Origin of the sequence: Kribbella caucasensis (genome assembly GCF_004361855.1) — a bacterium.
GTDB classification, from domain to species: domain Bacteria; phylum Actinomycetota; class Actinomycetes; order Propionibacteriales; family Kribbellaceae; genus Kribbella; species Kribbella caucasensis.
The window spans coordinates 16,668-36,405 of the sequence record NZ_SNWQ01000037.1 but is presented as its reverse complement, the minus strand read 5'-3'; the positions used below and the strand labels follow the sequence as shown (position 1 = coordinate 36,405).

The 19,738-nt window shown below is 67.1% G+C and carries 18 protein-coding genes; 4 read left to right on the top strand and 14 right to left on the bottom strand.

Annotation, left to right across the window (positions count from 1 at the left end):
* Window positions 1–78: 78 nt before the first annotated feature.
* The 7 genes from EV643_RS40890 to EV643_RS40860 all read right to left on the bottom strand — a co-directional run bounded on the left by EV643_RS40890 (window position 79) and on the right by EV643_RS40860 (window position 8,397).
* Window positions 79–942, bottom strand: a complete 864-nt coding sequence (locus EV643_RS40890) for a S1 family peptidase (RefSeq protein WP_133805617.1) — start codon at window positions 940–942, stop codon at window positions 79–81.
* Between the two features lie 149 nt (window positions 943–1,091).
* On the bottom strand, window positions 1,092–2,009 hold the full coding sequence (locus EV643_RS40885) for a helix-turn-helix domain-containing protein (RefSeq protein ID WP_133805616.1): 918 nt from the start codon (window positions 2,007–2,009) through the stop codon (window positions 1,092–1,094).
* 15 nt (window positions 2,010–2,024) lie between these two features.
* Window positions 2,025–2,789 (bottom strand): phytanoyl-CoA dioxygenase family protein, encoded by a 765-nt coding sequence (locus tag EV643_RS40880; RefSeq protein ID WP_133805615.1) that lies wholly within the window; start codon window positions 2,787–2,789, stop codon window positions 2,025–2,027.
* Between the two features lie 107 nt (window positions 2,790–2,896).
* Entirely contained in the window at window positions 2,897–4,309 is a 1,413-nt protein-coding gene (locus EV643_RS40875) for a CHRD domain-containing protein (protein ID WP_133805614.1), read from the bottom strand.
* 93 nt (window positions 4,310–4,402) lie between these two features.
* Window positions 4,403–6,178, bottom strand: a complete 1,776-nt coding sequence (locus tag EV643_RS40870; protein WP_133805613.1) for a GMC family oxidoreductase N-terminal domain-containing protein — start codon at window positions 6,176–6,178, stop codon at window positions 4,403–4,405.
* Window positions 6,178–7,101, bottom strand: a complete 924-nt coding sequence (locus tag EV643_RS40865; RefSeq protein ID WP_133805612.1) for a hypothetical protein — start codon at window positions 7,099–7,101, stop codon at window positions 6,178–6,180. Before EV643_RS40865 ends, EV643_RS40870 begins: the two co-directional genes overlap by 1 nt.
* Window positions 7,102–7,401: 300 nt before the next feature.
* The gene (locus tag EV643_RS40860; RefSeq protein WP_133805611.1) at window positions 7,402–8,397 is read right to left on the bottom strand and encodes an endonuclease/exonuclease/phosphatase family protein; all 996 of its coding nucleotides are present in this window, start codon (window positions 8,395–8,397) and stop codon (window positions 7,402–7,404) included.
* Window positions 8,398–8,518: 121 nt separating this feature from the next.
* On the opposite strand from EV643_RS40860, the gene EV643_RS40855 reads away from it, so the two are divergent.
* Both EV643_RS40855 and EV643_RS40850 read left to right on the top strand, forming a co-directional pair.
* Window positions 8,519–9,010: a PaaI family thioesterase gene (locus EV643_RS40855; RefSeq protein WP_202870007.1), complete on the top strand. Its 492-nt coding sequence runs from the start codon at window positions 8,519–8,521 to the stop codon at window positions 9,008–9,010.
* A gap of 23 nt (window positions 9,011–9,033) precedes the next feature.
* The gene (locus EV643_RS40850; RefSeq protein WP_133805609.1) at window positions 9,034–9,375 is read left to right on the top strand and encodes an MmcQ/YjbR family DNA-binding protein; all 342 of its coding nucleotides are present in this window, start codon (window positions 9,034–9,036) and stop codon (window positions 9,373–9,375) included.
* Window positions 9,376–9,386: 11 nt separating this feature from the next.
* Here EV643_RS40850 and EV643_RS40845 read toward each other — a convergent pair whose 3' ends face one another.
* A complete protein-coding gene (locus tag EV643_RS40845; RefSeq protein ID WP_133805608.1) occupies window positions 9,387–10,406 on the bottom strand; it encodes an ABC transporter substrate-binding protein in 1,020 nt (339 codons plus the stop codon).
* Between the two features lie 146 nt (window positions 10,407–10,552).
* On the opposite strand from EV643_RS40845, the gene EV643_RS40840 reads away from it, so the two are divergent.
* A complete protein-coding gene (locus EV643_RS40840; protein WP_133805607.1) occupies window positions 10,553–10,867 on the top strand; it encodes a hypothetical protein in 315 nt (104 codons plus the stop codon).
* The gene (locus EV643_RS40835; RefSeq protein ID WP_133805606.1) at window positions 10,864–11,250 is read left to right on the top strand and encodes a MerR family transcriptional regulator; all 387 of its coding nucleotides are present in this window, start codon (window positions 10,864–10,866) and stop codon (window positions 11,248–11,250) included. Before EV643_RS40840 ends, EV643_RS40835 begins: the two co-directional genes overlap by 4 nt.
* A gap of 403 nt (window positions 11,251–11,653) precedes the next feature.
* Here EV643_RS40835 and EV643_RS40830 read toward each other — a convergent pair whose 3' ends face one another.
* From EV643_RS40830 to EV643_RS40805, 6 genes are all read right to left on the bottom strand, one after another.
* Complete coding sequence (locus EV643_RS40830) at window positions 11,654–12,433, bottom strand: TIGR03619 family F420-dependent LLM class oxidoreductase (protein WP_202870006.1); 780 nt, start codon at window positions 12,431–12,433, stop codon at window positions 11,654–11,656.
* Window positions 12,434–12,503: 70 nt separating this feature from the next.
* A complete protein-coding gene (locus EV643_RS40825) occupies window positions 12,504–14,804 on the bottom strand; it encodes a glycoside hydrolase family 95 protein (protein ID WP_133805605.1) in 2,301 nt (766 codons plus the stop codon).
* Entirely contained in the window at window positions 14,805–16,451 is a 1,647-nt protein-coding gene (locus EV643_RS40820) for a type 2 periplasmic-binding domain-containing protein (protein ID WP_238166151.1), read from the bottom strand.
* Between the two features lie 50 nt (window positions 16,452–16,501).
* Entirely contained in the window at window positions 16,502–17,395 is an 894-nt protein-coding gene (locus tag EV643_RS40815; protein ID WP_133805603.1) for a carbohydrate ABC transporter permease, read from the bottom strand.
* Window positions 17,392–18,408, bottom strand: a complete 1,017-nt coding sequence (locus EV643_RS40810) for an ABC transporter permease (RefSeq protein ID WP_202870005.1) — start codon at window positions 18,406–18,408, stop codon at window positions 17,392–17,394. Before EV643_RS40810 ends, EV643_RS40815 begins: the two co-directional genes overlap by 4 nt.
* Window positions 18,409–18,821: 413 nt before the next feature.
* A complete protein-coding gene (locus EV643_RS40805; protein ID WP_133805602.1) occupies window positions 18,822–19,388 on the bottom strand; it encodes a GNAT family N-acetyltransferase in 567 nt (188 codons plus the stop codon).
* Window positions 19,389–19,738: the final 350 nt, after the last annotated feature.

Sequence of the window (19,738 nt, the reverse complement as noted above, 5' to 3'; positions counted from 1 at the left end):
GCTCACTCGCATGAGGCTCAGGATAGCACCGGTGCCGCGACTGCCAGAGACAGTCGCGGCACCGGGTGCGACGAGCGGTCAGCCGATCTTGACGCCCGGGAAGGTCGTCAGCCAGTTCTGCACGACCGGGACGTCGATGCGCTGCAGGCCGTCGAGGTAGCGGCAGTTCTGGGTGTAGCCGTAGCTGGTCACCGTCACCACGTAGCCACCGTGGTACGTCGGGCCGCCGGAGTCACCGAAGCAGGTGCCGCCGGTCCCGCGGTTGTCGTGCTCGTTGCCGTTCACCTGCAGGATCTGCGGGGTGAGCTTCTGGCCCGGCTCCTGCGCGACGCGACGGATCAGCGGGTACGACATCGGGGTCGGCTTCTGCGGGCCGGAGTCGGCCTTGCGGACCTCGGTGCCGTAGCCGACGGAGGTGAAGATGGTGCTGTTCAGCTTGGGCTGCTGGTAGGCGTTCAGGTAGTTCGTCGGGGCGATCTTGGCCGGGGTGATGTTGGCGACCGGCCGATCGAGCACGATGACGCCGACGTCGTTCCAGTTGTCCAGGTCGGTGAAGTCCGAGTACTCCGGGTGCGCGTACGCCGTACCGGACTTGTACCCCGCGGCCTCGAGCTCCGCCTGGGTGTAGCCGTTGGCCGGATCGGCGGCGACCGGGAACGGCGACGGCGGCTGCTCCGCGATCACCGAGTCGAAGGTGACCAGGGTCTTGCCCTTGGTGCCGAGCGTGCAGTGCGCGGCGGTGACCAGGACGGTCGGGCTGACCAGCGTCGCAGTACAGCGGAACCGGCCGTCGGGCTGGTAGAAGAGGATCAGGCCGACGCTCGGGTGGCCGTTGCCGTCCGGTTCGCCGCCGGTGATGGCGGACGCGGACAGCGACGGTACGGCGGCGAGACCCAGGATCAGGGCGATGACGCCGACGGCGCGGCGGACTCTGGTGCGCATATTCCCTCCAGGGCTGCAACACAGGGTGGTGAGTAACCGCATTGCAGCAGCGCCCACCGCCCACCGTCCAGAGTCCGCCGCGCAACGAGGGATAACCTTCTGTGATCGTCCGCGACGGCCCGGAAACACAGCGTGACCGCGCCTATCGCTCAGCCGTTGAGGTCAAGGGGCATGAAGGACGTTCCACCGGTTCGGCGGTACTCGCCCGGGGTGCGGCCGTAGCGGCGGCGGAAGGCGGTGGAGAAGGGGCGGACGTCGGAGTAGCCGCAGGCGTGGGCGATCGCGGTGATCGTGAGGGACGGGTCGAGCAGGAGTTGAGCTGCGAGTTCCAGGCGGAGGCGGCGGAGGGTCGACATCAGGGAGGCGCCGGTGACGGAGCTGAAGAGGCGTTCGGCGTGCCGCTCCGAGAGGTGGACCGCGGCGGCGACCTCGCGGACGGTGATCTGACGGGACAGGTTGTCGGACAGGTGGCGACGCATCGCCTCGACCACGAAGGGCCCACGGTTGCGGACGACCGGCTCCACCGACAGGTCGTCGTCGAGGGCGAAGGCGCGTGCGGTGTCGAGCACGAGCGCTGCACCGAAGGAATTTAAGGAGGTCTGGTACCCCGAACGTGGTGCCGCTGCTTCGGCAGCCAACGCGCTGATCGTCCCCGGGAGTCCGCCGAGCTGCGTGGAAACCACTGGTCCGTCGGCCCTGGTCAAGCCGGACCACCAGCCGTTGGCCGGGGCGAGATTCGATACCTCCCGGAACGTGAATCCCCAGAAGGCGATGCCCAGCGGTGAGGTCTGGCTGGATTCGATCTCGTGGACGTCGCCGGGGCGGGCGATGAACACGGTGCCGGGCCCGACGTCGTACTGGGTCGGGCCGGAGTTGAAGCGGCCCTCACCCTCGTAGGCGAGACAGACCTCGTGGAAGGAGTGGGTGTGCCAATAGTTGCGCCAGTACTCCGGCCGGTAGTACCCCCAGCTGACGAAGTCCGCGCGGAAACCGTCGACCTCGCAGGACTCCAGCAGTCCCGCGAGGTCGACGAACCGCTCGGCCGCAGCCACGCCGTCCAGACTCAAACAGCACTCCAAAACTCAAACAGTCCTGCCGGTCGGGTCGAACCCTCGCAGCATCATGCCCTGACCGAGCGAGAAGTCGTGCGTCTTCACGGTCGGCGGGTCAGCCGGGTCGCGGTACTGCACCAGCCACGTCGTCCGCGCCTGGTCGCTCACGTTCACCCCCGAGCCGTGCACGGTCAGATACGTGAAGAACAAGACGTCGCCGGCCTCGGCAGGTTGCGGTACAGCCGACTCGAACGGAACGTCGGGCAGGTGGAAGCCACCTGATTCGTCATGCTCCCGCGGCCCGGCGAGATGGCTCCCCGGGATCACCCGCACGCAGCCCTTCTCCTCGGGCGCGTCGTCGAAGTGGAAGATCGCCGCGCCGACCCGGTGATGGGTGTGCGGGAAGAACGGGTAGTCCTGGTGCAGCGGGAACGGCGACCCGTTCTCCGGCGGCTTCACGAACAGCTTCGTGTGGTGCAACTGGACGTTCTCCACGCCCATCACCGCAGCGGCCACGTCGGTGAACCGCGGGTCCACCAGCAGCCGCGAGAACGCCGCGTCGTAGAACTGCGCATCATGCAGATGCCGCAACGTCGTCGGCGCCTCGGTCATGTCGCGGGCGGCTGCCCAGGTCGGGTCGTCGGCCCGGTTCAGCCGGGCCAGCAGGGCGTGGCTGGTCTCCCGGTAGTACGCCGCTTCCGCCTTGCTGAGCAGACCTTTCACGAGAACGAAGCCGTTCTCGGCGTACTGCGACGCCAGTGCCGGCAGATCCGGCCGGCTCTCGGTGATCGTCATCTCGGTGTCCTCCTGATCGGGTACTCCGAGCCTAAGAAGATCGGCGCCCGGGCGGGAGGACCGCGCCGGACGCCGATGTTCGTCAAACGGACATGCTCGCCCGTGGATCAGCCGAGGAACAGGTAGTCGGCCTGGTACGGGACGGTGGCGATGCTCTGGCTTTCCGGGTCGCACGCGCCGGTCGGGGCCACCCCGCCGACCGTGTTCAGGCGGAGGATCTGGGTCGTGTCAGCGAGAATCCCGGACCGGCCGCCGATCTGCGTAGCCTCGAGCAGCAGTTCGGGGATGTTGCCGGCGCCGTTGGCCGACTTGGTGACGAGCTTGCCGGTGACCGCCGTACCGTCCGGCGCGATCCATTGCGGCGGGCCGGCGACCGGCTTGGCGAACGAGTGCAGGATCCCCTCCCGCAAGACAGCCGCGACGCCGAACTGGCCGAAGGCGAACCCACCGTCCGGCTGCTTCACGCAGTTGTAGATCTGCGAGCCGCCGACCACAGCGGCGTGCACCGACCGGGGCTGGCCGCTCTTGTTGTTCGCCAGCTGACCGCGCACCGCACCGCCGCTGAACTCCGCCGTGTGCAGGTTGGAGTAGAACGCTCCCGGGTTCTTCCTGAACTGACCCACCAGCTCAGTCCCGATCGTCGCAGTACCTGCGATCCCGGTGACGGACTGCGGCAGGCCGTCCGAATCGGCGAAGAGGTCGGCCGCGATCGTCCCGTTGACGCCCTTGACGCCGTTGTGGATGTGCCCGTTGGTCGGTGCGCTGATACCGTTCCACACTGCTGTGTAGGACAGCTGGTCACCGCTTGCCCGCAGCAACCACTGGGCCCGGCCGTCCCTGTCTCCGGACGGCTTCGGCCCCGGCACCTCCTGCTTGCCGTCAGCAACGGACTGGAGGTTCGCGGTCGCGCTCCCGTGCAGTACGCCGTTGAGGTCGACGGCCCGCTGCAACGGATGAAGCTGGCCACGAACGGCGCCGCCGGCGAACTCGGCCGTGTGCAGGTTCAGGTAGAACCCGGCTGGGTTGGCCTTGATCGAGTCGAGCAGGGCCTGGTCGGCGACCTTCACGCTGCCGGTGACGGCCTGGACACCGGCCGGGATGTCCGAGCCGAGGAAGTCGACCTTGATCCCGCCGTTCGCACCGGCCGCGCCCTGGTGGATGTGGAACGCCTTCGGCGCCGAGATGTTCTGCCAGCGCACGGCGTACGAGACCTGGTCACCCTTGATCCGGACCACCGCGGTCGCCCGGCCGTCCGGGTCGTTCACGGCCGGACCGCCCGCCACGGGCACCTCGTTCCGCCCGGCCAGCCCGGCGGCGAAGTAGACCGGCGAACTCTTGCTCGTGGTCTCGAACCCGGTGCTGCCGGCGTTCGCTTCCGTCGAGTGGTGACCTTCGTGCGATGCGGTGTCGTTGCCTTGCACAGAAGGTTTCTCACTATGCGCGAAGGCGAACCCGGTGGCGACGACAGCGGCCGTCACACCAGTGGCGAGGACAGGCAGCACTAGCTTGCGAACAGACATCGGAAGATCCCTTTCGGTGTGGGTCGAAGGTGTTGCCCTTCGACCCACAGCACGGACAGATCGCCGACCTGGTTCAGATCAATTCAAGAAAACTCACAAACCGAGTTGTCCCAGCCGCACGCTGACCCGGGGATCCGTGGAAACGACCGGCGATTCCGATCGCACCCACGGATCACCCCCGAAGTACGTCGCGAAGATCTTCTCCGCGGTCCGGGTCGCCAGCGCCTGACTGGTCAGCGTCGGGTTCGGTCCGCCCAGCGCGTTCGACAGGGCCGAGTTGTCCGCGACGAACAGCCGCTTCACCGCGCGAGTCTCACCCCGCGGGTTGACCACCGAGTTCTGCTCCGAGGCACCCATCCGCATCGACGACTGGACGTGCAGGATCAGCGGCGCCCAGTCGATCCGGTACACCTTCTTCGCCCCGGCGCCACGCAGCAGCTCAGCGGCCTTTCGGGCCATGAACTCGCGGTTCCGCACCGTCCGGGCGGTCCGCTGCCGGTGTTTGAAGGTGACCTTCGGGATCGGCCCGTTCTCGTCCGCGGGCAGTGCCGACAGGGTGACCCGGTTGTCCGGCTCGACGTCGTCGTCGGTGATCACCAGCACCGTCATCAACTTGTCGATACCGCCGGCCATCAGCTCCTTCAGTTCCGGTCCCATAACGCGACCGGCCGGCCCGTCCCACGGACCGGTCTTGCCTCGGCCGTTCCCGTACTGCCCGCGGATCCCGGAGTCCGACAGGGTCCCCGCGAAGGCGGACAGCGCCGGCGGCAGCCCCACGTTCTCCAGTCCCCCGTACGGCGGGAAGTCGAGGCGCGCACTCGATCCGACACCCTTCGGGTTGCCGGTGGAGTCGTCGAACGAGCCGATCAGCCAGTCGAAGAAATGGTCGGTGTACCCGCGCCCGACCCAGCCGTTCGGGTTCGGCAGGCCACTGTTGAACCACAGCCGCGGGTTCTCCGTACAGCCACCCGACATCACCACGACCCGGGCGTCCTCACGATGCTCGGCACCCGAGTTGTTGTCCCGCCACGTCACCCCAGTGGCAGTCAGTACGCCGTGCCGCCGCTCCGCGTGGACCCGGGTCACGTAGGCATCCGTGATCAACTCGATCGGGCGACCGCCCCGAGCCCACACGTTCGCCGTCAACGCCATCGGAACGTAGCTGTTGTCCGTCGAACGCTTTGCGAACTGGTTGCGCGGGGCACCATTCGGCCGCATGCATCCCTGGAAGCAGTAACCGCAGAAGGTGCAGCCGGTCGCCTGCGGGTAGTTCAGCAGATTCTTGTCGGACGTCTTCCCCGCTGTCCCTCCCGGTTGCAGGATCGCGTTCTCCTGCGGCCGGTACGACGGACCGAGCGTGGTCTTCGTGGTCTGCACGGGTAACCCGAGCGTCTCGGCACCACGGAAGAAGGTCTGTTCTTTGTGCCCCATCGCGGCCGTCATCACCGGCATGGTGGCCTCGACCCATTCGAAGTACGGCACCATTTCGGCGTACGTGAACGGGAATCGGTGGTTCACGTCGTACTCGTTGCGGTCGGCACCGTCGTACCCCTGGAAGACGCCGGGATACGCGCGCGGGTAGTTGCCGTAGAAGTGCTGGGTGGTGCCGCCGACACCGGACAGCTGCCAGACGAACGAGTTCTGCGGCCACTCCCGGAACCAGGCCGGCTTGGACCGGTCGGACGGGCCGGGCCGGAAGTACCCGGTCAGTGGGTTGTTCGCGTCGTCCTCGAACGTGGTCCACTCGTCCCGCGGCTTCGCGTGCCGCGGTCCGGCCTCCAGCAGCAGGACGTCGAGGCCCTTCGCCGCGAGCTCCTTGGCGACCACGGGGCCACCGCCGCCGGCCCCGATCACGATGACGTCGCGCATCAGTCGTGCACCTCCTTGCGTCCCTGGTAGTAGCCGATGAAGTCGTCCCAGCCCTCGACGGGTCCGTCCGGCTGGTAACCCGTCAGGCTCCAGCTCACCGGCCGCATCCGCAGCGCCTTGGTCTCCTTGTCGAACACGCCGTACTCGCTGTACGCGCCGAAGGTGGCGAACTCGAGCAGCGCGCCCCCGACGAACTTGAGCAGGCCGGAGACGGACGCCTTCAGCGGTTCGGGGAAGTGCACGTCGAGCAGCGCGACCAGATCGGAATCCGTCCGCTCGATCAACTCGAACGCGGCCGCCTTCTCGGCATACGTGAGCCGGGCGAACGGCGACAGGTGCGGCCCGTTCACCGCGAGCGGGTTCACCTGCGTCGCCATCAGGTTCAGCAACCCGGCGATCGGGAACGACAGCGGCAACGTCTCGTCACTCTGCAGGTACGCCGCCAGCGCGCGGTCGAGGGTGCGCAGTTCCACCGGCAGCACCGAGAGTCCGGGCAGCGCCAAACCGGTATCAGCTAGCCCTGAGTCCGCCAGTCCTGTCACCAGAGCAGCACCGACGGGTTGGGCGATCGCGTCCGGGAAGGGGACGAAGTGGTCCAGCGCGTTGATCATGAAGTCGGTCGCGCCGGACTCCATCGCACCCGGTGTCGGGCTCGGTGTGCCTTGGGTCCGGGAGTACGCGTCCGGGCCGGGCATCGCGAAGACGGTCAGCCCGTTGAGGGTGTCCCGGGCGAGCTCGGCCAGCACCGGCCGGATCAGGTCGACGGCCGGTGGGAGCAGCTGGTTCGTGGCGGCGTCGGCCGGGTTGAGCAGGCTGCGGGTCAGGAGTCCGCCGGCGCCGACCGCTGCGCCGAGAACTCCGATTCGGGCCGGAAAGGCCCTGCGGGCCAATGGTTCTACGGCAGGGGGATCTGCATCAGGCATGCGGCATCCTTCGCAGTGCAACCGGGGCAAACGGGTGGCCCCACTGCGAAGGACCACCGGCACTAGTGGTCTTACAACGACCACCAGGCCGGTGAGTTACTCCTCGTTAACCGGCACCACGATCGGGCGGAGCCGCTAGTGTCCCGTGTCGGTGATTGCTTGACAGTGGGCGGTGTCCAGGTGCGTGCATCGCAAGGCGGAGAAGCGGCCTCGATGCGGGGTTCATCGTGGCCGTTTCTCCAACGCCGCGAGGTGCGTGCCTGGGCGCCGCCCACGTCAAGGAATCACCGACACGGGACACTAGATTCTGATCTCGGCCACGACCGGACGGTGGTCGCTGCCGGTGGCCTTCATCACCCAGGCCTTGGTCGGGGTGACGCCGCGGACCATGATGTGGTCGATCCTGGCCATCGGGAATTTGGCCGGCCAGGTGAAGCCGAACCCGTACCCCGCGGCGCCCTGCGCCGACCGCAGGCCGGACGTGATCGGGGCCAGGCTGCGATCGTTCGCGGTGCCGTTGAAGTCGCCCATCACCACCACGCCGGCCAGCTTCTCGGCCGCGATCTGCTGGCCGAGTTGCTTGATCGTCTCGTTCCGCTGGTTCGAGGTGAACCCGCTGGCGCCGACCCGGACCGACGCCAGGTGCGCGACGTAGAACGCGATCTTGCCCTCCGGCGTACTGACCTCGGCCCGGAGCGCGCGGGTCCAGGCGAAGCCGACGTCGACCGATTCGCTCTCCTCGACCGGGTACTTGGACCACATCGCGACCGTGCCGCGGCTGACGACATGCGGGTACGCCTTGGCGAACTGGGCCTTGTAGACCTTCAGATCCGCCGAGGTGATCTCCTCCAGCGCGATCACGTCGGCATCCGCGCTGAGCAGCTCGCGGGCGGTCGCGGCCGGGTCCGGGTTCGCCGCGTCGACGTTGTGGGACAGCACCCGCAGGTCGTACGCGCCGCCGCCCTTGCCGGGCACCAGCAGATGGCCGAACATCAACCCCCAGACCGCGAGCGGGACCAGCAGTGCGACCCCCGCCGTCGCGGATCGCCGTACCAGCGCGGCCACACCGAGGATCGGGACGGCGAGGCCGACCCAGGGCAGGAAGGTGTCCAGCAGGCTGCCCAGGTTGCCGACCGAGTTCGGTACGTGACGGTGGAACATCAGCGGAAGGGCGGACAGGACCGCCAGCACGGCGATGATCCAGCCACGACGCCACTTGCCCGAACGGCGGCGCTTCTTGCTGGCAGCGCGCGGCGTCGGCTTCCGGTTGGCGGCGGCGGTCTGGCTCGGCGACATGCAGCGATTCTTACGGACGGCCGCTCGGCACCAAAGCCCCCGCCCCGTCATTCATCCCGTCAGCGACCGTGGTTTCATCCCTAGGAATGATCATTCGACCGAAATGACTACCCTTCCAGGCATGGGTGAGCAGACTTTCCGGTGGACCGACCCGGAGCAGGTACTGGCGGAAACGGCCGGCCTCAGCGGACTCGAGTATCTCCAGGGGATGATGAAAGGCAGCATCCCGCCGCCGCCGATCGCCGTACTGATGCAGTTCGGCGCGTCGCACGTCGAGGCCGGGAAGGTGGTGTTCACCTGCCGGCCGTCGCACGCGACGTACAATCCGATCGGCGTGGTGCACGGCGGGCTGGTTTGCACGCTGCTCGACACGGTCACGGGTTGCGCAGCTCACAGCACGCTGCCGGCCGGGGTTGGTTACACGTCGGTCGAGATCAAGGTCAACTACCTGCGCCCGGTGCTGCACGACACCGGTGAGCTGATCGCGACCGGTCAGGTGATCAAGGGCGGCCGCTCGGTCATATTTGCCGAGGGCAACGTCACGACAAGCGCCGGCGACCTGGTCGGCACCGCCAGCAGTACCCTGTTGGTACGGCCGAAACCCGCCGGCTGAGCAGCTGACCTTCGGGAGGACCGATGCCGACCTGGGCCGATGCCGTCAGGATCGCGACCGCGCTGCCGGAGACCATCGAGTCCACGTCGTACGGGACGCCCGCGCTGAAGGTGCGCGGCAAGCTGCTGGCCCGGCACCGGACCGAGGCGGAGGGCAAGCTGGCGGTGATGTGCGACCTCGCCGAGAAGGAAGCCCTGCTCGCGTCGGGCGATCCGGTCTTCTCGACCACGCCGCACTACGACGGCTACGGGATGATCCTGGTCGACCTCGACCTGGTCGATCCGGTCCAGCTGGAGGAGTTGCTGACCGAGGCATGGCGGCTGAAGGCGCCACCGAAACTCCGCCGCGAGCACGACGAGGGCTGATGCCGGAGTGATCAGCCCTTCTTGCCGAGGAGTTTCTCCAGGTCGTCCAGGACCAGCATGGCGCCGACGGGACCGAGGCCGAGGAACCACACCTCGTCGTCGACGCGGGAGACCTGGCCGGCCTTGACCGCGGGCACCGCCTTCCAGAGGTTGCCGTTGACGACGGTGCCTTCGGCGGTCGTCTCCGGTTTGCCGTAGCTGGAGTAGAAGATCCAGTCGCCGTCGGCCTGGCCGATGTTCTCCTGGGAGACCTCGACCGCGAGGTCTTCGACGTTCTGCACCTTGGGCCGCGGCACGCCGACGTCCTTGAGGATCACGCCGATGAACGACTTGTTGCCGTACAGCCGGATCTCGGCCGGCCGGAACCGGACCAGCGAGATCGTCGGCGAGCCCTCGACCTTGCCCTTCACGTCGTTCGCGCGCTTCTGGTAGTCGTTCAGCACCTCGGTGGCCTTGGTCTCCTCGCCGACCGCGTCCGCGACGAGCAGGAAGTTCTCCTTCCACGGGAACCCGGGCCGGATGCTCATCACAGTCGGCGCGATCGCGCTGAGCTTGTCGTACAGGTCGTTGGCGCGCAGCTTGCTGCCCAGGATCAGGTCAGGCTGCAGGCTGGCGATCGCCTCCAGGTTCAGCTCACTGATCCCGCCGACCGTCTTGATGCCTTGCGCCTTGTCCGCCAGATAGCTCGGTACGCCGCTCTGCCCGGCCGTCGTCGCCATCCCGACCGGGGTGATCCCGAGCGCGAGCACGTCGTCCAGCTCACCGCTGTCCAGGACGACGACCTTCTCGGGTTTCTTGTCCAGCTTGGTCTCGCCGAGCGCGTGCTTCACCGTCCGCGGGAACACCCCAGCCGCGGCGTCAGAACCGAGTTTCGCCGTCTCCTGGTCCGCGGTCGAGAACAACCGGCCGCCGGTCGCCACCTCGGTATCGCCCGGCCCGGCGTCCGACTGCGCACCATCGTCGCTGCCACATCCCGCCAGCACGACAGCCAGCGCGAGCGCACCCGCCACGGCGATCCTGATCCGGCTCATTCCCAGTCCCTTCCTTCGGACATATTTCTTCCCCACCCCACCACCCCGGTCTGGCAAAGTGTCTGGTTGAGACTACAACGACTTTGGTTAGGCATACCTCACCAGGGGTTGCAGTCCGTACCGGGGTACGGGTTCACCATCAAGACATGACCTGGATCGACACCTCCTGCACCCTGCCGACCGCCGAGCGACCCCTGCGCGTGGCCGAATTCGACGACCTCTTCCGTACTGCGCTCCGCGGCGTGAACCGTCTTGCGCCGGGCGCCGTCCGGCTGGAGTTGGACCCGTCCGCCGAATCCTTCGCCCGCGACCTGGTGGCGAGGGAATCCGCCTGCTGCTCGTCCTTCACCTTCACCTTCTCGACCGAGGACGCGGCGTTGCTCCTCCGCGTCGAGGTCCCGCCCGCGCAAGTCGCCGTACTGGACGGATTGGCCGCCAGAGCCGCAGCCTGGACGTCATGAGAAGCGGACAACTCGCCGCCGCGGTCGGGGTCAACCTCCAGACCCTCCGGTACTACGAACGCCGGGGCCTGCTCCCCGAGCCGACCCGGACACTCGGCGGTCATCGCGCCTATCCGCCCGAGGCCGTGACCCGCCTCCGCCTGATCAAGTCCGCGCAACGCCTCGGCTTCACCCTCACCGAGATCGCCGACCTCCTCGGCCCTCGGCGCAACTGGTCCACTTCGTCGGGTCTGCACACCCACGCAGCCGGCAAACTCGCCGAGGTGGAAGCCCGGATCGACGAGCTGACCGGAATCGCCGAGACCTTGCGCGCCGCCCTCACCGTCGGCTGCGACGACCTCGCCGAGTGCGCCACCACCCCGGACTGTCCCCTGTCTCTCTAGCCCCAGGCTGCCCCCTCCCCCTCGCCCCCTATCCGCGTGCTCTGTACGGACCGACAGGTAGTAGTCCCCTCACCGGCCGCCCTCCACGCCGACGCCCACCGACTGAACGCCCCCTTTGCCGACCACCTCCTGTCCGTCGATACGCCAACCGCCGTCGGAAACCCGGCTACCGGATATGCCAAACCCAGACGCGGGCCGGCCGTTCCTCGGCTGCATCACCGCAGCCCCTTCGGCTGGCTCCCTACCGCCTGGATCCAGGCGACTTACCGGCACCGCGCACAAGAAACGGGGACCTTCGACAGGGAAATATCGTGTCTGAGGTCCCCAGAGGGTGTTCAAGGACCCAGCCGGGACCCGGGGGCGCGAGGGCGCGGGGCACGAGGTGCGCGGGGGGCGCGGGTGGTCAGGTGAAGGTGTGGTGGAAGCGTTCTAGTTTGGCTTCGGCGTTCTGGTGGTTGCCGAAGGAGATGGCGAGGGTCTCGGCGCCGGCGGTGGCGAGGTTGTGGGCCAGGGTGACGGCGGCGGCGAGGGCGGGGTCGTCGCCGGACCAGTGGATGCGGGTGCCCACGCGGACCGGGCGGTCGGAGTATGAGCGGAGTCGCTCGACTGACTGGGTGAAGCCGGGGCCGTCGAGGTTCAGGCCCTGCCATTCGTCGGCCAGTAAGGCGGCTCGACGGAGGGCGCGAGGGGTGGTGCCGCCGACCATGAGAGGCAGCGGTGCTTTGAGCTTCGGCTCGAAGACACCACCTTCGTGGGTGCCTTCGAAGAGTTCGCGCAGGATCGTCAGGCCCTCGTCGGTCAGCCGGCCGCGGTCAGCGAACTCGACGCCGACCGCGGCGAACTCGGCGGCGTCCCAACCGGCGCCGACGCCCAGCGTTAGACGTTCACCCGACAGCCGATGCAGGGTCGCCGCCTGTTTCGCGACGGCGTACGGGTTGCGGAGCGGCAGCACGAGGACCGATGTCCCGAGCCGGATCCGGGTCGTCCGCGCCGCGATGTACGCCAGCGAGACGAGTGGCTCGTAGACCCCGCCGTACGTCGCGCCGAAGGGTGCTGGCGGCAACAAATGGTCGGGCAGCCAGGCCGTCCCGTACCCGATCTCCTCGGCCGCGACGGCCAGTTCCACCAACCGCTCCGGCGGCATCTCGGCCGACTCATCCGGCAACACAACCTGTAGCTCCACGCCGCCGATCGTAGACAATCACACGATGTCATGGGCAGGCCGATCAACCTCACGGCCGGGCGGGCCGGTGTCAGGGCAGGCTCAGGTTGGCACGCTTCCCGGCGGTGAGGGTCACTGTTGCCGGCTCATTCGCGGCACCGGTTGCGATCTGGAATTGGCCGTCGACATCCGAGATCACCGACGCCGCGGTGATCCGGCCGTCTGCCCAGGTCACGTCGAACGACAGGCCGCCACGAGCCCGAAGACCGCGGAACGAGCCGTCCGGCCACTCGGCCGGCAGCGCGGGAAGCAGCCGGATCACGTCGGTGTGGCTCTGGATCAGCAGCTCCGCGATCGCGCCCGTCATGCCGAAGTTGGCGTCGATCTGGAAGATGTCGCCGTCGCGATGGAACAAGTTGTCCGACACCAGCCGGCTCACGTAGTCCCGCAGTACCGAAGCGGCCTTCTCCGGCTCGGACAACCGGCCCCACAACGCGATCAGCCAGGCGCTCGTCCAGCCCCCGGGCTCCCGACCGGACGTCCGCACGGCGAGAGCCTCGCGCGCGGCGGAAGCCCAGTCCGGCGTACGGATCGCGTCGATCTCCGCACCCGGATAGAGGCCGTAGAGATGCGACTGATGCCGATGGTCGAACTCGGACGGCTGCCAGTCGGTCGGCCACTCCATCAGCCGCCCGTCCGGCGTGATCGGGATCTCCGGCAACCGTACGACGGCCGCCTGGCACCGCGCGGCCAGCTCCGAAGTCAACCCGAGCGCCGTCTCCGCCTCGACCACGTTGCCGAACAGCTCGCGGATCAGCCAGATGTCGTACGTCGTGGTCAGGTCGACGGACGCCTTCTGTCCGGACGGAAGGACGAAATGGTGTTCGGGCGCCGTCGACGGGATGAACTGCAGCCGACCCTCGCGATCCGCCACCAGCATCGACAACACGAACTCCGCCGCGCCCGCCAGCACCGGATACGCCTTGTCCCGCAGGTACTCCAGGTCCGGGTGGAACCGGTAGTGCTCCATCAGATGCGCGGACAACCACACCCCACACGTGGCCGCCATCGCCCAGACCGGATCGTCGCCACCATCGCCGACCGGCCACGTGGCCCGCCAGATGTCGGCGTTGTGGTGTGACACCCACCCCGGCGCGTCGTACAGGATCCGCGCGGTTTCCCGGCCCGACTCGGCGAGACCTTCGAGCAGGTCGACGAACGGGTCGAAGCACTCACGCAGTCCGGTGACATCGGTGAGCCAGTAGTTCATCTGGGTGTTGATGTTGTTCGTCCAGTCGCTCGCCCACATCGGGCGGCGGTCCTCGTTCCAGATGCCCTGCAGGTTCGCCGCCTGGGTGCCCGGCCGGGACGACGCCATCAGCAGGTACCGGCCGAACCCGAAGACCAGACCGGCCAGATCAGGATCGTTGCCCCCAGCACCGACCGCGCGAACCCGCTCGTCGGTCGGCAGGTCGACCACCGTTCCCAGAGTCAATTCTGCACGGTCATAGAGCGAGATGTGATCCTCCACATGCCGCTGCCGAAGCTTGTCGACGGCAACGGCATCGAGAATGCGGACCGCCTCACGGAGCGGCAACTCCTGACCCGGCCGAACCGACCAGCCCTGGAATGTGCTTGCCGCCGACAACACCAACGTGACCGCATCCGCGCCCGTCACGGACATGCCGTGTACGCCGGTGGCGATCGTCCCGCCGACAGGAAACGCCCGCACCACGACGCCGAATCCCGTGCCCCGCTGATCGTCGTACCGGATCGGGTCCGGGCTGGTCCGGTACTCGATCGTGAGGTCCGCGGGCGCCCGGCCGACGAGCCCGATCGTGTTGCTGTCGACGACCGACGTCTGCGCCGGATGCTGGCTGGTGAGCCCGACCGTCAGATCCACCGCGCCCGGCGAATCGGCCGTGATCGTCCAGACCAGCACCTGATCGGGCGCCGACACGAACGTCTCCCGCCGAAACCGCACCTCCCCCCGCGTGTACTCGACCGCGACGACGCCGGTCCGCAGATCAAGACTGCGCCTGTACTGCGTGACGTCGTACTGCGTGACGTCGTCGCCGGCCGAGGTGATCAGCAGGTCGCCAAGTGGTTGGTACGACTCCACCAGTGGCCCTTGCAGCGCCCTGGTCCGCTCGGTAGCGGCGAGCTGATCACCTTCCTCCAGCAGCAACCGCCGGACGTCGGCCAGTACCGCCGGCCCGTCGGTCACCTGGAGGGTGCGCGGGCCGTCACCGGACCACACGTCGTCGAGGTTGAGCGCGATCCGCTCGTCCCCGACGCGGCCGAAGACCTTCCCACCCAGGTGACCGTTGCCGATCGGCAGCGCTTCGAACCAGTCGGGCGCGGGCGAGCGGAACCAGAGTTCGTGCGACATCTACTTGGAGCCTGCCTTGTACTTGTCGTAGGCCTCTTGCTGAATCTGCAGGTACCGCGTCATCCCGGTGCTGTCGAGCCCCTTCACGTAAGTGTCCCAGTCGGCATCGACGTTCTTCGACCCGGTGATGAAGGCGAGCTGGTTCTGCGTGACGTAGCTGTTCAGGTTCGTCTGCAGGGTCGCGATCTCGTTGCCCAGCGCGGGGTCCGGCCAGACTGACGTCAGCGGGAACCATTGCGCCTTGTCCTCATGCCCCTCGTACAGCTTGGTCGCCTGGTAAAGCCGGCGCTCGAGGCCTGACTCCGTGTAGATGTCGGTCGGCACCGCCTGTGCGTTGCGGTAGTCCAGGGTGAGGTAGTACTGCGCCATCGAATCCCAGGCGATGTTCTTCGGCTTCTGGTCGTCGGTGAACCGGTAGTAGTCCACCTTCGTGCTCTCGCCGAGGGCGACGTCAGCCGCGCGGGGCTTGCTCCAGCCGACACCCTCCGGGCCCATCACGCCGATCTTGCGGCCCTCGTCGCTGTAGATGTAGTCGAGCATCTTGACCGCGGCGACCTGCGCCTCCTTGCTCGCCTTGTTCGTCAGCATGAAGGTGTAGCCGGTCGAACTCGGGTAGTTGTAACCGGTGTAGCTCTTGCCTGCCGGTCCGGTCAGCGGCGGTACGGCGTTGTACTGCTTGTCCCGTCCGTCCTTGGAGCCCAGCTGCACGAAGATGCCCGGCCACAGCACCGGCACGGAGCCGACCGTGACCGCCTTCGGGTCGTTGCCCTGGGCCTTCAGCGCCTCCGCGTTCTGGGTGAAGGCGGCCTTGTCGATCAGGCCCTCCTGGTAGAGCGAGTTGATGTACTTGAGACCCTCTTTCCACTCGGGCGTATTGACCGGGGTGACGACCTTGTCCCCCTGCAGGCTGAGCAGCGAGCGGACACCGTTGTTGGCCCCGACCGGGTTGTAGGCGAACGCGTTCATCAGGTAGCCCAGCAGGCTGCTGTCCTGGACGTCGGTGGTCATCGGGATCTCGTCGGCCTTGCCGTTGCCGTTCGGGTCCTGTGTCTTGAAGGCCCGCAGTACGGTCCGTAGATCCTCCGTGGTCTTCGGCATCTGCAGACCCAGCTTCTTCAGCCAGGCGGAGTTGATCCACAGCTTGTCCGGATAGGTGCAGTGGAAGCACTCTGACCACTGCGGCAGCGCGTAGATGTGGCCGTCGGGGGCGGTGGACATCTCCTTCAGGGTCTTGTTGGAGTCCAGCGCCTTCTGGATGTTCGGCGCGTTGTCCTTGATCAGGTTCTCCAGCGGTACGGCGACGCCCTGGCTGCCCAGCTTCAGGACGTCCGCCTGGGTGATCCCGTCGACCCAGGGGATCAGCAGGAACAGGTCCGGGTAGTCACCACTGGCCAGCGCGATCTGTCGCTTCTCCTTGGCCGGCCCGGCGTCCAGGGTGGTGGTCTGCCACCGGAACTGGATGTTGAACTTGTCACTCATGATCTTGGTGACCTGGTTGGTGTCCAGGTTGTCGTCCGGGCCGACCGGCGAGAAGGTGTCGATGACCACCTTGCCGTCAGCACTCACCTCGTTCTTCGCAGCCTCGTCGGACTTGTCCGAACTGCAGGCCGCGACAGCCAACCCGATGGCTGCTGCCAGTGCGGCCATCCTGCTCATGGTTGAGCGCATTTCGTGGTATCCCTTCTGGAACGGAACTACTAGCCCTTGACGGCGCCGACCATCACGCCCTTGGTGAAGTGGCGGGCGATGAGCGGGTAGATGAGCAGTACGGGCAGGCTCGAAATGACGATCAGCGCGTACTTGAGCACGTTCGCGAGCTGCTGCCGTTCGAGCTGCTGCGCGACGTCCGAGGCGGAACCCGTGGTGGAGTTGAGGATGAGGATGTTGCGCAGCACGATCTGCAGCGGATAGAGGCCCGGGTCCTTGAGGTAGATCAGGGCGTCGAAATACGTGTTCCACTGGAAGATCGCGTACATCAGCGCTATCACCGCGATCACCGGCTTCGACAGCGGCAGCACGACCGACCAGAGGAAGCGAAGATCACTCGCCCCGTCCAGTACCGCGGCCTCGTACAGATCGTCCGGGATCGTGCTGCGGAAGAAGGTGCGGGCGATGATCACCTGCCAGACGCCGATCGCGCTCGGGATCACCATCGCCCACCGGGTGTTCAGCATGCCGAGGTCCTGGACCACCAGGTACGTCGGGATCAGGCCGCCGGAGAACAGCATGGTGAACAGCAGCAGGCTCATGATCACGTTGCGCCCGAAGAACCTCCGGCGCGACAGCGGGTACGCGATCGCGATGGTCAGCGTGACGCTGATCAGCGTGCCGCCGACGGCGTAGATCAGCGAGTTGTAGTAGCCCTTGAGAATCTGCGGATCGCTGAGTGCCTCCTGGTAGGCGCGCAAGCTGGGCTCCACCGGCCAGAGGAACACCCGGCCCGCACTGACCGCACTCGCGCTGCTGAACGAGTTGGCGACCACATAGATCAGCGGGATCAGCACCAGGATCAGAGTGATCCACAGCATCGTCTTGACGCCGATCAGGAAGATCCTGTCGCCGCGGGTCTCGGCGATCGTCGTTGTCGTCATGACCAGAGTCCGTTCCCGGTGATCCGCTTGGCGGCGAAGTTGACGGCGAGCAACAGGAAGAGGTTGATCACCGAGTTGAACAGCCCGACCGCGGTGGCCATGCTGAAGTCGGCGTTGAGCAGACCGGTCTTGTAGACGTAGGTGGCGATGATCTCGGACTGGGCCAGGTTCAGCGGATTCTGCAGCAGGAAGACCTTCTCGAACCCGATCGCCATGATGTTGCCGACGCCCAATACCAGGATGATGACCGCGGTCGGCATGATGCCGGGGAGGTCGACGTGCAGGATGCGCCGGATCCGGCTGGCGCCGTCGATCTTCGCCGACTCGTGCAGCGCCGGGTCGATGCCGGCCAGAGCGGCCATGTAGATGACCGCCGAGTACCCGGTGGTCTGCCAGACGTCGGACCAGACATAGATATGGCGGAAGTAGTTCGGATCCCCCAGGAAGTCCACCGCCGGGATGCCGAACAGGCCGATCGCGTCGTCCACGAAGCCGATCCGCGGTGACAGCACCAGGATCGTCATCGAGACGACCACCACGGTGGAGATGAAGTACGGCGCGTAGGTGACCAGCTGGACGGTCCGCTTGAAGAGACCGTTGCGGATCTCGTTCAGCGCGATCGCCAGGATGATCGGGATCGGGAAGCTGGCCAGCACCGTGTACGCGGCGAGGATGAAGGTGTTCTTCAGCAGGGTCCAGAACACCGGGTTGGCGAAGAACAGCTCGAAGTTCTTGAAGCCGACCCAGTCGCTGCCCCACGGGCCCTTGATCGGGCTGTAGTTCTTGAACGCGATCACCGCGTTCGAGATCGGGATGTACTTGAAGATGACGAAGTAGGCCAGCGGGATCAGGACCAGCAGGTAGAGCTGCCAGTGCCGCCGGAGGCTGCGCCAGGCCTCGGTACGCCGGCGGCGGACCGGTCGGCGGCCCCGACCTGGTCGCCGGGCGGACCGCACCACCCGGGCCGCGGCCGGTGCCGGTGGCGCCGGTTTCACCTCGATCGTTCCACTCACACCTGCGTCCCTTCCTGGTCCTGCCCGGGCCGTGACGGCCTGCCCGCTGTCCTCACGTGAAAACAAATATCCGATAGGATCTCGGATCTTCTTCACCGGAGGATGGCACAGAACCAGCGAGATCGGAAGAGGCCTCACCCCAGTCGATATCCGATGTTGACCGGACCGCGAAACCCCTTGTCCGCAAGGGTTTCACCCAGTTGCCAACCGCAACCTTCGATCGGGAAACGCCAGCAGATCCCCTGGCCGCGCCAGGAGATCCGGACGTCGCTCGACACCGGGCGGAGACGTTCTGAGCCGACGACTCCGAACCGGGGCTGCGTCTTGGTTCTCGGGTTTGTTTCTCGCGTTAACTATGTCGAAGTCAACTGCGCGACGGCGGACATGTCAAGACCTGCCCGTCGTTCCGCCCCTCAACTGGCGAGCTGGGTGCGTGCGTGCAGATGTGCGTCGTGCCAGCCGTCGGCGTGCCGCATCGACGCGAGCTGGGTACCTTCGAGCGGGAAACCGGCCTTGGTGGCGACCCGGCAGGACTGCTGATTCCTAGTCGAGTGCCCGAGCCGCAGGCGAACCAGGCCGAGCTCGTCGAAACACCAGCGCGTGAGTACGTCGACCGCCCGCACCGCCACTCCCCTGCCCCGCGCCGCCGGCAGCACCCAGTACGACAGCCCGGCCGCCGCCTCGACCAGGTCGATACCACGCAACCCGATCTGGCCCAGCACCTGGTCCGACTCGTCGACGATCGCCCAGCTGGCCGCCTCCTCGTCGGCCCATCGACGGGCCCACTGTGCGATCCAGTCGCGAGCCTCGTCCTCGTCGTCGAGGCGTAGTACATGCCATCGCTGGATCTCGGCGTCACTGAAAGCCTCCTGGGCCGCCGCCGCATCCGGCTCTTCCCAGGGCCGCATCCCGTCCAGCCGCGGCTGCTTCAGATCCCGTACTACGCCCGCCGGCAACGCGGGCTCGACAAGTTTCGGCACCCACTGATCATCTCAGGGCCGAGCCGCCCCGGTCCTAGCGAGCTGGCTGTCGACGTCGGTGAAATGCACATTCCAAGGGTGGGACAGGCAGCGCCCGGAAATAACCTTCGGGCGCGAAAGACCTGACCCGACCATCACGGGGGAACGGCCGGGCCAGGCTATTTCCGATGGTACCCCTCAAAGCCCCCGTCAACCGGGAAATTCGGGCGCGGAAACCCAGGCGTCTCCCCTACCCTGACGACCATGCAACGTCACTCCTGAAAGCGCACCACCGCATTCCCCCGACCGCGGGGCGATGCCGTCGTGCGTCACGTTCAAGCGTCGAGCCGTCGCTGACGGTGGCGCTTCTA